Origin of the sequence: Roseovarius tolerans (assembly GCF_900109855.1) — a bacterium.
GTDB lineage: Bacteria > Pseudomonadota > Alphaproteobacteria > Rhodobacterales > Rhodobacteraceae > Roseovarius > Roseovarius tolerans.
The window spans coordinates 123,008-138,223 of sequence record NZ_FOBO01000012.1 but is presented as its reverse complement, the minus strand read 5'-3'; the positions used below and the strand labels follow the sequence as shown (position 1 = coordinate 138,223).

At 62.2% G+C, this 15,216-nt stretch carries 13 protein-coding genes and 1 pseudogene; 11 read left to right on the top strand and 3 right to left on the bottom strand.

Annotated features, from left to right (window positions below; all coding sequences use genetic code 11):
• Window positions 1-252 (bottom strand): annotated as a pseudogene (locus tag BMX04_RS12950) (IS256 family transposase); the annotation flags it as partial.
• A 92-nt stretch (window positions 253-344) separates the two neighbouring features.
• The gene (locus BMX04_RS12945; RefSeq protein ID WP_074787135.1) at window positions 345-731 is read right to left on the bottom strand and encodes an Arm DNA-binding domain-containing protein; all 387 of its coding nucleotides are present in this window, start codon (window positions 729-731) and stop codon (window positions 345-347) included.
• A gap of 330 nt (window positions 732-1,061) precedes the next feature.
• On the opposite strand from BMX04_RS12945, the gene BMX04_RS12940 reads away from it, so the two are divergent.
• The 5 genes from BMX04_RS12940 to pnp all read left to right on the top strand — a co-directional run bounded on the left by BMX04_RS12940 (window position 1,062) and on the right by pnp (window position 6,932).
• The gene (locus tag BMX04_RS12940) at window positions 1,062-2,087 is read left to right on the top strand and encodes a LacI family DNA-binding transcriptional regulator (RefSeq protein WP_050662977.1); all 1,026 of its coding nucleotides are present in this window, start codon (window positions 1,062-1,064) and stop codon (window positions 2,085-2,087) included.
• A 108-nt stretch (window positions 2,088-2,195) separates the two neighbouring features.
• Window positions 2,196-3,143: an NAD(P)-dependent oxidoreductase gene (locus BMX04_RS12935; protein WP_074787133.1), complete on the top strand. Its 948-nt coding sequence runs from the start codon at window positions 2,196-2,198 to the stop codon at window positions 3,141-3,143.
• 102 nt (window positions 3,144-3,245) lie between these two features.
• The gene (locus tag BMX04_RS12930) at window positions 3,246-4,214 is read left to right on the top strand and encodes a calcium-binding protein (protein WP_244888547.1); all 969 of its coding nucleotides are present in this window, start codon (window positions 3,246-3,248) and stop codon (window positions 4,212-4,214) included.
• Between the two features lie 147 nt (window positions 4,215-4,361).
• Complete coding sequence (gene rpsO / locus BMX04_RS12925; RefSeq protein ID WP_050662966.1) at window positions 4,362-4,631, top strand: 30S ribosomal protein S15; 270 nt, start codon at window positions 4,362-4,364, stop codon at window positions 4,629-4,631.
• A gap of 168 nt (window positions 4,632-4,799) precedes the next feature.
• On the top strand, window positions 4,800-6,932 hold the full coding sequence (pnp, locus tag BMX04_RS12920) for a polyribonucleotide nucleotidyltransferase (RefSeq protein ID WP_074787129.1): 2,133 nt from the start codon (window positions 4,800-4,802) through the stop codon (window positions 6,930-6,932).
• A gap of 79 nt (window positions 6,933-7,011) precedes the next feature.
• On the opposite strand, the gene BMX04_RS12915 is transcribed toward pnp, so the two are convergent.
• Window positions 7,012-8,196 carry a M24 family metallopeptidase gene (locus BMX04_RS12915; protein ID WP_050662965.1) on the bottom strand — a complete coding sequence of 395 codons (1,185 nt, stop codon included), beginning with the start codon at window positions 8,194-8,196 and terminating at the stop codon, window positions 7,012-7,014.
• Window positions 8,197-8,361: 165 nt separating this feature from the next.
• On the opposite strand from BMX04_RS12915, the gene eutB reads away from it, so the two are divergent.
• The 6 genes from eutB (at window position 8,362) to BMX04_RS12885 (ending at window position 15,176) form a co-directional block, all read left to right on the top strand.
• Complete coding sequence (gene eutB / locus BMX04_RS12910) at window positions 8,362-9,363, top strand: hydroxyectoine utilization dehydratase EutB (RefSeq protein WP_074787127.1); 1,002 nt, start codon at window positions 8,362-8,364, stop codon at window positions 9,361-9,363.
• Complete coding sequence (locus BMX04_RS12905) at window positions 9,353-10,342, top strand: cyclodeaminase (protein ID WP_074787125.1); 990 nt, start codon at window positions 9,353-9,355, stop codon at window positions 10,340-10,342. Before eutB ends, BMX04_RS12905 begins: the two co-directional genes overlap by 11 nt.
• Window positions 10,339-10,812: an Lrp/AsnC family transcriptional regulator gene (locus tag BMX04_RS12900; protein WP_074787123.1), complete on the top strand. Its 474-nt coding sequence runs from the start codon at window positions 10,339-10,341 to the stop codon at window positions 10,810-10,812. Before BMX04_RS12905 ends, BMX04_RS12900 begins: the two co-directional genes overlap by 4 nt.
• A gap of 107 nt (window positions 10,813-10,919) precedes the next feature.
• A complete protein-coding gene (locus BMX04_RS12895) occupies window positions 10,920-12,395 on the top strand; it encodes an NAD-dependent succinate-semialdehyde dehydrogenase (RefSeq protein ID WP_074787121.1) in 1,476 nt (491 codons plus the stop codon).
• Between the two features lie 78 nt (window positions 12,396-12,473).
• Entirely contained in the window at window positions 12,474-13,844 is a 1,371-nt protein-coding gene (locus BMX04_RS12890) for an aspartate aminotransferase family protein (protein ID WP_074787120.1), read from the top strand.
• Between the two features lie 228 nt (window positions 13,845-14,072).
• On the top strand, window positions 14,073-15,176 hold the full coding sequence (locus tag BMX04_RS12885; RefSeq protein WP_050662959.1) for an ABC transporter ATP-binding protein: 1,104 nt from the start codon (window positions 14,073-14,075) through the stop codon (window positions 15,174-15,176).
• Window positions 15,177-15,216 lie beyond the last annotated feature (40 nt).

Sequence of the window (15,216 nt, the reverse complement as noted above, 5' to 3'; positions counted from 1 at the left end):
TACCCGAGGAACCTGAACCGCTACCTTGCCAATCCCGGTCATAACCTCGCGCTCCGGCAGAAACCCGTGGCGCACCAAACGCTGGCGGCCCTCGTCGTCCAAAAGGTGCGCGTGACCGCCCATGAATTCGGACACCTCCGCGCGCACCGCAGTAGCCAGAAGTTCCTGCGCACCTGCTCGCAGAAGATCCGTCAGCGGATCAGGTGAAAAATCGCTTGGTTTTGCGAAGTCGATAACTGTATTCTTGGTCATGTGGCATATCCTTTTCTCAATGAGAATTGCGGCGCTTCAACAACGCCATGATATGCCGCCCATTCGGGCCGTCACCAACTTTCGGTTATAACTCAGTTAATGTCCTTTTTCGTCATGGCGTCTAGTGGCTTATCTGGCGCTTTTAGCAGGTGCCGTGTGTATTCACGAAGCGTGTTATGCCGTAGCCGTGTCTCTGCGTCCTCCATATAGGCTCTCACTGCGGCTCTAGTCGTTTCTAAGCGGTTTTTTTGGGGTTTGAGTGCCAATATCCGCTTCGCTTCCTGGCGGGCTTCCCTGAGCGATATATCAGGGTATCTGCCAAGGGTCTGTAATTGCCTAGTTTTCCCAAACATCACGATAAAGGATTTGGATTTCGCTGTGCAACGGATGCCAAAGCCGGGCGTTCTGTCGTCCCAGTACTTTTTGCTGCCTGTGGGTGCAAGTGGCAGGGCACGGATCGTCACATCGGTCAGTCGCATTTGTCTCCCCTTTTGTCTCTCAAATCACCGGTTTGTCTCTATCATCTATGAGGATGCATGAGAACCGAGAATACCTAAGTATCTGATAAAAATATAATTTGAGGGAGCATGAGGAGGTTTGGTTATAGGAGCAGACGCTTAGGAGGGGGCTGCTCTATCCAGTTGAGCCACGGGGCCGCGCGGGGATTGATTACCCGGCGACGCGGGATTTGTCATCGGTCGATTTGCGGGACAGCGAAAATCCCGATACCGGTGTGATGCGCAGGCCGCTTGATCCGGCCCGCCTGTTCGCGGTAACAGTTGATCAAGCCCATTTTCTGGACAACGCCCGTGACAAATCAAGACAGACACCCCCTGACCCTGCGCGACGTGTCCGAGGCGGCGGGGGTTTCCGAGATGACCGTTAGCCGCGTGCTGCGCAACAAGGGCGATGTGTCGGACGGCACCCGGCAGCGGGTGCTGGAGGCCGCCAAGCGGTTGGGCTACGTACCCAACAAGATCGCGGGCGCGCTGGCCAGCCAGCGTGTGAACCTCGTGGCGGTGATCATCCCCTCGATGTCCAACATGGTGTTTCCCGAGGTGATGACCGGGATCAGCCAGGTGCTGGAAGAAACCAGCCTGCAACCGGTTGTCGGGCTGACCGGCTATCGCCCCGAGAAAGAGGAGAAGGTCCTTTACGAGATGCTCTCGTGGCGGCCCTCCGGCGTGATCATCGCGGGCATGGAGCATTCGGATGCCAGCCGGGCGATGCTGCGTGCAAGCGGTATACCGGTGGTCGAGATCATGGATGTGGACGGCACGCCAATCGACTCGGTTGTCGGTATCTCGCACCGCCGCGCCGGCCAGCAGATGGCGCAGGCGATCGTTCGGGCAGGCTATCGCCGGATCGGCTTCATGGGCACCAAGATGCCGCTCGATCACCGGGCGCGCAAACGTTTCGAGGGCTTCACCGAGGCGCTGGCCAAGGCCGGGATCGAGATGGCCGATCACGAGTTCTATTCCGGGGGCTCGGCGTTGCTCAAGGGGCGCGAGATGACCGCCGAGATGTTACGGCGCACACCGGATCTGGATTTCCTTTATTATTCCAACGACATGATCGGTGCGGGCGGGTTGCTCTACCTGCTGGAGAAAGGCGTCGATATTCCCGGAGAGATCGGGCTGGCCGGGTTCAACGGGGTGGAGCTTTTGCAGGGCTTGCCGCGTGAGCTGGCCACCATGGATGCCTGCCGACTGGAGATCGGACGCCGCGCCGCCGAGATCATCGCCGCCCGCGCGGACCACCCCGAGGCCGCCGAGCCTGTGCGCATCGCGCTGGAACCCACGATCAGCCTGGGCGACACGCTGCGCCGCAGCTGAGCCGGTTTTTACGCCGCGCGCGTGTTTCCCTTTTGCATTTGCACCGCGAATCGCAAAAGGCTGTGCACAGCCGTCTTGAGAGCGGTGCAAGCAACAGGGACATACTCCATGAAAATAGGCTTTATCGGTCTGGGCAATGTCGGTGGCAAACTGTCCGGCAGCCTGCTGCGCAACGGCCACGACCTGACGGTCTATGACCTCAACGGCGATCTGGTGCAGGGCTTTGTCGCGCGCGGTGCCAAACCGGGCGAGAGCCCGGCACAGCTGATGCGCGACAGCGAGGTGGTGATCACCTGCCTGCCGTCGCCCGCCGCCTCGGATGCGGTGATGATGCAGATGCTGCCAGAGGTCGGGCCGGGCAAGATCTGGCTGGAGATGTCCACCACGGATGCAGGCGAAATCCGCAGGCTGGCCGAGATGGTCGAGGCGCGTGGCGGGACGGCGGTGGATTGCCCGGTCTCGGGCGGCTGTCACCGGGCCGATACCGGCAATATCGCGATTTTCGCGGGCTGCCCGCGCGAAACCTTCGAGCAAGTTCTGCCGCTCTTGACGACGATGGGGCGGCGGGTGCTGCATACCGGAGAGACCGGCAGCGCCTCGGTGCTCAAGGTGATCACCAATTACCTCGCCACCGCCAACCTGCTGAGTTGCTGCGAGGCGCTGGTGACGGCCAAGGCGGCGGGCATGGATCTCGCGACCGCGTATGAGGCGATCAAGATCAGTTCCGGCACCTCCTTCGTGCATGAAACCGAAAGCCAGGTGATCCTGAACGGCAGCCGCGACATTTCTTTCACGATGGATCTGGTGAAGAAGGATATCGGCCTTTTTCAGAAGATCGCCGACGAGGCGGGTGTGCCGCTGGAACTGTCGCCGTTGCTGATCTCGATCTTCGACGATGGCATCGCGCGCTACGGCGAGCGGGAGTTGTCGCCCAACATCATTCGGCGGCTGGAAGATGCCACGGGCCTCGATATCCGCGCGCCGGGCTTTCCGGCGCAGATGACCGATGACGAACCCGAAGAGCCGGGATACGAGGTGCGCCCTGCCGCGCATTAACCATCGAATGCCAATCCGCTTGCCATAATCTGCGCGCTATAGTCTCCTGTTCGGGGTTTTTGGCGAGTTTGGGTAATGCTGTTTCTTGCCGGATTGTTGGGAATGGTAGCGGTCGGGGCGTCGGCCTTTGTCGGCTTGGATGGTGCGGGTGACGAGGTGTCACAGGATCACAGCCCGCCCGATGACCCGCCGCCGGAGAATGCCCCTGACCTGCTGGACCAGGTGACGGATGCGCCGGATACTCCGGTCTGGCAGGTGATCACCGGGCAGGACGGGGCTGATGAGATCATCGGCACGGACGGGCCGGATCAGATCAGCGGATATCAGGGCGATGACACGATCACCGGCGGGGCCGGGTCCGATGTGCTGCGCGGGGCCGAGGGACGGGACGTGATTTCCGGCGAGGGTGGCGATGATACGCTGCATGGTGGCGACGGCAATGACAGCCTGCTTGGCGGCGATGGCGACGACATCCTTTATGGGCATAATGACGATGACCGGCTCTGGGGCGGTGCAGGCGATGACAGCCTCGTCGGCAGTGCGGGCGATGACACGCTTTCGGGGGGCGATGGCACGGATGCGCTGCATGGCGATATAGGCAATGATTATCTGATCGGTGATCCGGGGCAGGACACGCTGTTCGGCGGCATCGGCAATGATACGCTGAGCGGTGTCGTGGATGATCCCGACACCGCCCCGCGCGATGACATTGACGGCCGGGACTATCTTAATGGCGGGTCCGGCGATGACGTGATCCTCGCCGGGCAGGGCGATATCGTGAGCACCGGGTCAGGCGCAGACAGCGTGATTCTCGGCGATTGGCTTAGGGCCGGGCATCAGGCGGAAATCCTCGATTTCTCGACCGCCGAGGATGCGTTGCTGGTGGTCTACGATGATGCGGGTGGCGCAGTGCCCGACATCACGTTGGAACCTGATCCCGACACGGCTGGCACGCAGCATCTTGTGCTCGATGGCAGTGCCGTGGCAGTGATTGCGAATGCGCAGGGGCTGACGCTGGATCATGTCACGCCGTTGCCGCAAAGCGGGTTGGCGGCGCTCATGGGGCTCTGATCCGGGTCGGAGATTCCCGCTTTCAATTTCCACCGAATTCTCCTATACGCGCGTATCCTTCGGGCCCGGCCCAGAGGTATATCTCATGGACCTTGCTGGACGACATCCCGGCTTGCGCCCGAAACCCTGAATGACAAGGAGATCCCGATGTCGATCACTGTTGAAGAAAAGCACCGCCTGATCAAGGAATTCGGCACCAAGGAAGGCGACACCGGTTCGCCCGAAGTGCAGGTTGCCATCCTGACCTCGCGGATCACCACGCTGACCGAACACTTCAAGACCCACAAGAAGGACAACCACGGTCGCCGTGGCCTTTTGATGATGGTCGCGCAGCGTCGTAAGCTTCTCGACTATCTCAAGGGCAAGGAAGAGGCCCGTTACACGGACCTCATCAAGCGCCTCGGCATTCGCCGCTAAGACAAAAGACCGCGCCCCAAACGGGCGCGGTTTTCGTATGATCCGATTGTTCCCCGGTCTGGCTTTGCCGGGAACAGGATGAAGCAAGCAAAGCCGCGGGGCAATGCGGCCCCGGATGCAAATGGGCCCGACGGGATACGCCCGGACCGGCCAGAACCAGGAAACGTGATGTTTAAAGAGACGAAAAAATCGATGCAGTGGGGGGAAGAGACCCTCACATTGGAAACCGGCAAGATCGCCCGTCAGGCCGACGGGTCGGTGATCGCCACCCTTGGTGAGACCTCGGTCATGGCGAACGTGACCTTTGCCAAGGAACAGAAGCCGGGAATGGATTTCTTCCCGCTGACCGTTCACTACCAGGAAAAATACTACGCGGCGGGCAAGGTGCCGGGTGGCTTCTTCAAGCGCGAGGCACGCCCGACTGAGAAAGAGACCCTGACCGCGCGTCTGATCGACCGTCCGATCCGCCCGCTTTTCGTGCCGGGTTTCAAGAACGAAACGCTGGTGATGTGTACCGTGCTCAGCCACGATCTGGTCAATGACCCGGACATCGTGGCGATGATCGCGACCTCCGCCGCGCTGACTATTTCCGGCGCGCCGTTCCGGGGCCCGATCGCAGGCTGCCGCGTCGGTTTCTCGGATGGGGAATATATCCTCAACCCCGAGATCGACGACATGCACAACCTGCGCAACAACCCCGAGCAGCGTCTCGATCTGGTCGTCGCGGGCACCAAGGACGCCGTGATGATGGTCGAGTCCGAGGCCTATGAGCTGACCGAGGAAGAGATGCTTGGCGCGGTGACCTTCGCGCATGAGCAGATCCAACCGGTCTGTGATCTCATCGTTTCGCTCGCCGAGGATTGCGCCAAGGAGCCGTTCGACTTCACGCCGCCGGATTACTCCGACCTCTACGCCGCCGTCAAAGCGGCAGGCGAAGAGCAGATGCGCGCCGCCTTTGCCATTCGCGACAAGCAGGAACGCACCCATGCGATTTCTGCGGCGAAAGACGCGATCAAGGCACAGCTGAGCGAAGAGCAGCTTGAAGACGGCAATCTCGGGTCCGCCATGAAAAAGCTCGAGTCGGTCGTGCTGCGTGGTGATGTCGTCAAGAACGGCAACCGCATCGACGGCCGTCGTCTCGATGAAATCCGCCCGATCGTGTGTGAAACCGGCCTGCTGCCGCGTACCCACGGCTCGGCGCTCTTCACCCGTGGTGAGACGCAGGGCCTCGTGGTCACCACGCTCGGCACCGGCGACGACGAGCAGTTCATCGACGCGCTGCACGGGAATTTCAAATCGAACTTCCTGCTGCACTACAACTTCCCCCCCTATTCGGTGGGCGAAGCCGGGCGCGTGGGCCCTCCGGGCCGTCGTGAAATCGGCCATGGCAAGCTCGCGTGGCGCGCGCTTCAGGCGGTTCTGCCGCCCGCGACCGATTTCCCCTACACCATCCGTCTGGTGTCGGAGATCACGGAATCGAACGGCTCTTCCTCCATGGCTTCGGTCTGTGGCGGGTCGCTGTCGATGATGGATGCAGGCGTGCCGCTCAAGACCTCCGTTGCCGGTGTGGCCATGGGTCTCGTGCTCGAAGAGGATGGCGAATTTGCGATCCTGTCGGATATCCTCGGTGACGAAGATCACCTCGGCGACATGGATTTCAAGGTCGCCGGCACCGCCGAGGGCATCACCTCCTTGCAGATGGACATCAAGGTCGCAGGCATCACGCCCGAGATCATGAAGCAGGCGCTGGAACAGGCGAAAGCCGGGCGCATGCATATCCTGGGCGAGATGGACAAGGCGCTTTCGGGGGCCGCTGATTTCAGCATCCACGCGCCGCGCATCGAGACCATGCAGGTCCCCACCGACAAGATCCGTGAAGTCATCGGGTCGGGCGGCAAGGTGATCCGCGAGATCGTCGAAGTGTCGGGTGCCAAGGTCGATATCAACGACGAGGGCATCATCAAGATCGCATCGCCCAACGGCGAGTCGATCAAGAAGGCCTATGACATGATCTGGTCGATCGTGGCCGAGCCGGAAGAGGGCCAAATCTATGACGGCAAGGTCGTCAAGATCGTCGATTTCGGCGCCTTCGTGAACTTCTTCGGCAAGCGCGACGGGCTGGTGCATGTCAGCCAGATCGAGAACCGCCGCCTGAACCACCCGAGCGACGTGCTCAAGGAAGGTCAGGACGTGAAGGTCAAGCTCTTGGGCTTTGACGATCGCGGCAAGGTCCGCCTGTCGATGAAGATGGTCGATCAGGAAACCGGCGAAGAGATCACCAAGGAAGACGCGGCAGAATAACGCCGTTCACCTTGTGGAAGAAAAGCAACGCCGCTGCGGATCGCAGCGGCGTTGTTGTTTTCGGGGTCTGGGTTTCGGCTCAGTCCTTGATGAACATCTTGCGCGGGCGGTTGCAGAAGGTTTCCGCCGGGCCGCTGTCCTTGATCAGGATCGACTCGGTGATCTCGAGGCCCCAGTCCGACATCCACAGCCCCGGCATGAAGTGAAACGTCATGCCCGGTTCCAGCACGGTTTCGTCCTCGGCGCGCAGGCTGATCGTGCGCTCGCCCCAGTCGGGCGGATAGCTGAGCCCGATGGGATAGCCGCAGCGCGCGCCGCGCTCGATGCCCGCACGTTCCAGCGGTGCGGCGAGCGCATTTGCGACGTCGCAGGCACGATTGCCCGCCGTTGCCGCCTCAAGCCCGGCCTCCAGCCCCTCGACCAGCGCCTTTTCCGCATCGAGCAGGAATTGCGGCGGCTTGCCGAGGAACAGCGTCCGGCAAAGCGGCGCGTGATAGCGGCGGTAGCAGCCCGAAATTTCGAAGAACGTCGCCTCGCCGGTGGCGAATTCGCGACCGTTCCATGTCAGGTGCGGCGCTGCGGCATCAGACCCTGAGGGCAGCAGCGGCACGATGGCCGGATAGTCGCCCCATGCGCCTTCAACGCCACGGATCGCGTCGCGAAAGATTTCGGCAACGATTTCGTTCTTGGCAATGCCCGGCTCGACCCGCTCAAAGAGGCCATCGGTGATTTTTTCCGAGATCGCGGCGGCCTTGCGAATAAAGGCCAGTTCCTCGTCGGATTTCACGCCGCGCTGCCAGTTCACCATCGCGGTCACGTCGAGGAATGTCGCCTCGGGCAGTTCCTCGCGCAGGGTCTGCATCGCCTTGGCGGAGAAATAGTAGTTGTCCATCTCGACGCCGATCCGCTTGTCCGCCAGCCCCATGCCGGTCAGACGTTCGGCCAGATCTTGCATCGGGTGACGCTCGGTCGATTGCACGTAGTTATCGGCATAGCCGATCACCCGGTCATCGGTCATCCAGACCGTGCGCACGCCGCCATTGGCATCCTGATTGCGGCCCCACCAGATCGGATCGGCATCGGGAAACACCAGCACGCCCTGATGCACATAGAAGGACCAGCCGTCATATCCCGTCAGCCAGTGCTGGTTCGAGGGATCGGTGACGAAAATCGCGTCGAGATCGCGCGCGGCCATCGCGACGCGGGTTTTCTCGAGGCGGCGCTGATATTCCTGGTCGGAGAAGGGAAGGTCTTTTTCGATCATTTCAGGGCCTGTCGGTTAGAGATTTGGCCCGGGTAGGGGTTTTTTAGCCGGGCTGCCCCAAGAAATACGCCACGTAATGTCGTTTTCAGGCCACGCAATGACGCAGAGTTGACGATAGGCTGCACCGCGCGCAGATTGCGCAGAGGTTTCGAAAAGGAGACAGCGATGCGCCCGGATCTGGCCGATGTTCTTGCTGCGGCACAAGTGATCGCCGGGGTGGCGGATGCCACGCCTCTGGTGCCGTCGCCGCATATGAGTGCGATCTGCGGCCACGATTTCCTGCTCAAGCTGGAGAACATGCAGCCCATCGGCGCCTTCAAACTGCGCGGAGCATTGAATGCCGTGGCGGGGGTGCAGGAGGCGGCGGGCGTCACCTGCTGCTCGACCGGCAATCACGGGCGCGGTGTGGCCTATGCGGCGCGGGAGCGGGGTATTCGCGCGGTGATCTGCATGTCCGAACTGGTGCCGCAGGCCAAGGTCGACGGCATCCGCGCGCTGGGGGCCGAGGTCTGCATCATTGGGCGCAGCCAGGACGATGCACAGGCCGAGGCCGAGCGGCTGGTGCGCGAAGAGGGGCTGACGGAAATCTCGCCCTTCGACGACCCAAAGGTGATCGCGGGCCAAGGCACCATCGGGCTGGAGATCATGGCGGCGCGGCCTGATATCGAGGTGCTTCTGGTGCCTCTATCGGGCGGCGGGCTGGCGGCGGGCGTGGCGATGGCCGCCAAGGCGATCAAGCCGTCGATCCGTGTCGTGGGCATCAGCATGGACCGGGGGGCGGCGATGCACGAGAGCCTGCGCGCGGGCCGCCCCGTCGAAGTCGAGGAGGTGGCGAGCCTCGCCGACAGCCTTGGCGGCGGCATCGGCCTGAAAAACCGGCTGAGCTTTCCGATGTGCCGTGATCTGCTGGACGAGGTGGTGCTGGTCACCGAGGACGACATCTACCACGCGATGCAGGTGCTTTATTACGAAGACCGAATCGTGGCGGAAGGGGCCTGCGTCGTGGGCCTTGCTGCGGTGCTGACGGGCAAGGTGAGTGTCGCGGGACCGACCGCCACCATCGTCACCGGCCGCAATCTGGATATGGACATGTTCACCCGGATCATCACCGGGCAGGACGTGGCTCTGGGCGACACCGTGATCGAGGGCAAGCGATATGGCACATGACATTCGAATCGTGACCGAGGCGGAATTGCGCGCCGCTGTGACGCTCGATCTCGATAGCGTGAAGGTGATCGAACAGGCGTTCGGTGCACTGTCGGACGGAGGCGTGGTGATGCCGCCGGTGATGTCGATGGATCTCGCCGAGGCGCATGGCGAGGTCGATGTGAAAACCGCCTATATCCCTGGTATGAGCGGGTTCGCGATCAAGGTCAGCCCCGGTTTCTTCGACAATCCCAAGCTGGGCCTGCCCAGCCTCAACGGGTTGATGATCCTGTTTTCCGCCAAGACCGGGCTGGTCGAGGCGGTGTTTCTCGACAATGGCTACCTGACCGACCTGCGCACCGCGGCGGCGGGGGCGGTCGCGGCGCAGTATCTCGCGCCCGACCTCGTTCACACCGCGGGGGTGATCGGCACCGGCGTGCAGGCCCGGCTTCAGGCGCGGGCGGCACATCTGGTACGACCCTTTGACCGGCTGCTGATCTGGGGTCGCGATGCCGACAAGGCGCACGCCTGCGCCGAGGATCTGTCCGATCTCAAGTGCGATATCCGCGTGGTCGAGGCCCCCGCCGATCTGGTGAAAGCAAGCCAGTTGGTGATCACCACTACACCCGCCAAGGAACCGGTGATCAAGGCCGAGTGGCTGCATCCCGAATTGCACATCACCGCCATGGGGTCGGATCAGGCGGGCAAGAACGAGATCGACCCAAAGGCACTGGTGCAGGCCGATCTCTACGTCGCCGACCGCGCCCCGCAGGCGCAATCGCTGGGCGAATTGCGCGCCGCGCTCGAGGCCGGACTCTGGGCCGAGGATAGTCCGGTCGAACTGGGCGACGTGATCCGGGGCCGCGCGCGCGGGCGGCGCAACGCGTCCGAGGTGACGATCTGCGACCTCACCGGCACTGGTGTGCAGGACACGGCGATTGCCACGCATGTCATGGCGCGCCTCACTGGTCGCGACGTGGGCACGGTGATCCATACATGAGGCTCGACGCGCGCGACCTGGAAATCCTGCGGGTCCTGGCCGATGAGGGGCGCATCACCAAGGCGCAACTGGCCACCCGCGTCGGTCTGTCGGCAAGCCCCTGCTGGGAGCGGCTGAAACGGCTGGAAGAGGCTGGGCTGATCGAAGGCTATCACGCCCGAATCAGCCTCAAGAAGCTGGGGCCGCATGTGACGGTCTTCGTGGCGGTCGAACTGGCGGACCACACGCCTGCCAGTTTTCGCGCCTTCGAGGACAGCGTGCAGCACTACGGCGAGGTGACGGCTTGCTGGGCGCTGGGCGGCGGGTTCGACTACCTGATGCAGATCGTGACCCGCGACATCGACGCCTATCAGCGGCTGATCGACCAGATGTTGGACGCCCGGATCGGGCTCGCACGCTATTTCACCTATATCGTGACCAAACCGGTGAAATCCCCGCGCCTGCCACCGTTGGACATGTTTTTCGAATGATTCTCTGGAAATTCGCGCTCTAAGCAGAAGAATATTCTGCAAGCGGCATTCAGTTCAGCCCCACCCTCTGCGCACGCAGTATATTTTTCTGTGCAAAGGAGGGCCTCATGTCTGATTCAGCGATCTGGACCCGTAACGGGATCACCGACACGCGCCTTGTGCGCAACTTTGCCTATCTGGGCGGCAAATGGGTGGCCGGCGAGGATGGTGAGACCATCGCCGTGCGCAACCCCGCCGACGGGGTGGCGCTTGGCGATGTGGCCAGCCTCAGTGCCGATCAGGCGCGGCTGGCGGTGGACGCCGCGCAAGATGCATTCGACGATTGGGCGATGACCCTGCCGCAGGACCGCTCGGCCATTCTGCGCCGCTGGTTCGACCTGATGATCGAGCACCGCGAAGATCTGGCGCGGATCATGGTTCTGGAACAGGGCAAGCCCCTGTCGGAGGCGCGCGGCGAGATCGACTATGCCGCAAGTTTCGTCGAATATTACGCCGAGGAATCCAAGCGCCCCAATATTGAGGGCGTGACCAGCCATCTGCCCGATGCCGAGGTCGAATTGTGGCTTGAGCCGGTGGGCGTCGCCGCCCTCATCACCCCGTGGAACTTCCCCGCCGCGATGCTGACGCGCAAGGCGGCGGCGGCGATGGCGGCGGGCTGCACCGTGGTGGCGCATCCCTCTGGCGAGACGCCTTATTCCGCGCTGGCGCTGGCCGAACTGGCCGAGCGCGCGGGCATCCCGGCGGGCGTGTTCAACGTGGTCACGGGCCGCGCCGCAACCGTGGTGGAGCCCTGGACAAGCGACACCCGCGTGCGTGCGCTCAGCTTTACCGGTTCGACCAATATCGGGCAGTTGCTCTACCGCCAATGCGCGGGCACGGTGAAGAAACTGGTCATGGAACTGGGCGGTCATGCCCCGGTGATCGTGTTCAAGAATGCTGATCTTGAAAGCTCGGTCGAGGAATCGATCAAGGCCAAATTCGCCACCTCCGGTCAGGATTGTCTGGGCGCGAACCGCATCTACGTGGAGCGCGCGATCTATGACGAGTTCTGCCGCCGATTTACCGAAGAAACGCAGAAGCTGACCCTCGGGCGCGGCATGGACGACCCCGATCTCGGCCCGCTGATGAACGAAAAGGCGGTGCAGAAGCAGGAAGAGCACGTGGCCGATGCGCTCAAGCACGGGGCGAAACTAGCCTGCGGCGGGCAGCGCGATGATCTTGGCCCGCTGTTCTATCAGCCCACGGTGCTGACCGATGTGCCGGATAGCGCCGCGATCATGTGCGACGAGACCTTTGGCCCGGTGGCCGCGATCACGCCGTTCGATACCGAAGACGAGGTCGTGCGCCGCGCCAATGCGACCGAGTTCGGCCTGATCGCCTATCTGCACAGCCACGACCCGCGCCGCATCTACCGGATGACGCGGGCGCTGCAATTCGGCATGGTGGCGGTGAACCGCACCAAGGTCACCGGCGCGCCCATTCCCTTTGGCGGCGTCAAGCAATCGGGCTTGGGCCGTGAAGGGGCAAGGCGCGGCATGGAGGAATTCATGGAGATCAAGTATGTCTGCCGCGATTGGGCGTGAGCAGGCGAAATCTTGAAAAGATTTCGGCCCGGAATTTTTGAAAATGCCGGTGCCCCAGAACAAGCGAAAGGAAAGACCATGCTGCGCAATGACCAACTCGATCAATGGGATCGCGAGAATTTCTTCCACCCCTCGACGCATCTCGCGCAATTCGCGCGCGGCGAGGCCCCGAACCGGATCATCACCGGCGGCAGCGGCTGTCATATCGAGGACCGCGAGGGCAACAAGCTGCTCGATGCATTTGCCGGGCTATATTGCGTGAACGTCGGCTACGGCCGTCAGGACATCGCCGATGCCATCGCCGATCAGGCCCGCGAACTGGCCTATTACCACGCCTATGTCGGCCACGGCACCGAGGCGTCGATCACGCTCGCCAAGATGATCCTCGACCGCGCGCCGGGTCACATGTCCAAGGTCTATTTCGGCCTTTCGGGCAGTGACGCCAACGAGACCAACATCAAGCTGATCTGGTACTACAACAACATCCTCGGCCGCCCCGAGAAGAAGAAGATCATCTCGCGCTGGCGCGGCTATCACGGCTCTGGCCTGATGACCGGCTCGCTTACGGGGCTGCATCTCTTTCACCAGAAATTCGACCTGCCGCTCGCGCAGGTGCTCCACACCGAGGCCCCGTATTACTATCGCCGCGACGATGTAAACATGACCGAGGACCAGTTCGTCGCCCATTGCGCGGCGGAGCTTGAGGGGCTGATCGCGCGCGAGGGGGCCGACACCATCGCCGCCTTCATCGGCGAGCCGGTTCTGGGCACCGGCGGCATCGTGCCGCCGCCTGCCGGGTATTGGGAGGCAATCCAGCCGATTCTGGAAAAGCACGACATCCTGCTCGTCGCCGACGAGGTCGTCACCGGCTTTGGCCGCCTCGGCACCATGTTCGGCTCCGAGCATTACGGGCTCAAGCCCGATCTCATCACCATCGCCAAGGGGCTGACCTCGGCCTATGCGCCGCTCTCGGGCAGCATCGTCAGTGACAAGATGTGGAAGGTGCTGGAGCAGGGCACCGACGAGAATGGCCCCATCGGCCACGGCTGGACCTATTCGGCGCATCCCATCGGGGCGGCGGCGGGGGTGGCCAACCTCAAGCTGCTGGATGATCTGAACCTGATAGCCAACAACCGCGAGGTGGGCGGCTATCTCAACAAGACCATGGCCGAGGCGCTCGGGCATCACCCGAACGTGGGCGAGGTGCGGGGCGAAGGCATGCTTTGTGCGGTCGAGTTCGTGAAGGACCGCGACAGCCGCACCTTCTTTGATGCCGCCGACAAGGTGGGGCCACAGATTTCCGCCGCGCTCGCCGCAGATCACGTCATTGCACGGGCCATGCCGCAGGGTGATATCCTCGGATTCGCCCCGCCGTTCTGCCTGACCAAGGCCGAGGCCGACGAGGTCGTGGAAAAGACCGCCAAGGCCGTCAAAACCGTCCTCGGATAATAAACAATCCGCGCCGCCGGGCCGTCAGGGATCACTCTGACGGCCCTTTTTCTTGCGGTAAAGCGAAGGACATTCGACTGAATCTGATGATCTTGCAGTCAATTTGACCTGTGATGCCGGGAATCTTGCAAAAAGGGTCGCTGTTCACTTGCATCACTGGAAATTTGGCGTTTTAGTCTGTTCCGAACGTGGAAAAATTCACGACGCATAAACAACAGGGAGCCTACGTTGGCTGATACCGGAAACAACGACGCGTTCGTTGCGTTTGAACGCGTGCAGAAAAGCTACGACGGCGAAACGCTCGTCGTGAAAGACCTCAACCTCTCGATGCCCAAGGGCGAGTTTCTGACAATGCTCGGGCCGTCAGGCTCCGGCAAGACGACCTGCCTGATGATGCTCGCGGGGTTCGAGACAGCCACCCATGGCGAGATCAAGCTTGACGGGGTCAGCATCAACAACATCCCGCCGCACAAGCGCGGCATCGGTATGGTCTTTCAGAACTATGCCCTGTTCCCCCACATGACCATCGCCGAGAATCTCAGCTTTCCGCTCGAGGTGCGCAAGATCGGCAAGTCGGATCGCGAGGCCAAGGTCAAACGCGCGCTGGAAATGGTCGAGATGGGTGATTTCGGCGGTCGCCGCCCGGCGCAACTCTCGGGCGGTCAGCAGCAGCGTGTGGCCCTGGCGCGGGCGCTGGTGTTCGAGCCGGAGCTGGTGCTGATGGATGAGCCGCTCGGCGCCCTCGACAAGCAGCTGCGCGAGAAGATGCAGTTCGAGATCACGCATCTCGCGCATGAACTGGGGATCACTACCGTTTATGTGACCCACGACCAGACCGAGGCGCTGACCATGTCTGACCGGGTCGCGGTGTTCAACGACGGCAAGATTCAGCAACTGGCACCGCCGGACGAGCTTTATGAGAGTCCGCAAAACAGTTTCGTCGCGCAGTTCATCGGTGAGAACAACACCCTCGAAGGCACGGTGAAAGAGATCAAGAACGGCCTTGCCCTTGTCCAGCTCGACGATGGCGGGCTGATTGACGCCAAGCCGGTGAACGTGGAAAAACCCGGCGACCGCACGCTGATCTCGATCCGCCCCGAGCGGGTGGAGTTCAACCGCGAGCGCCTCAGCCCGGATGCCCATACGCTCAAGGCCGAGGTGGTCGAGTTCATCTATATGGGCGACATCTTCCGCACGCGCCTGCGGGTCGCCGGAACCGATGAGTTCATCATCAAGACACGCAACGCCCCCGACCAACGCCGCCTGCAACCGGGCGAGCAGATCGAGATCGGCTGGCTGCCCGACGATTGCCGCGCGCTCGACGCGACATAAGTCATCAGGAATATTCGCGTCGGCGCGTGCCGCCGATGCG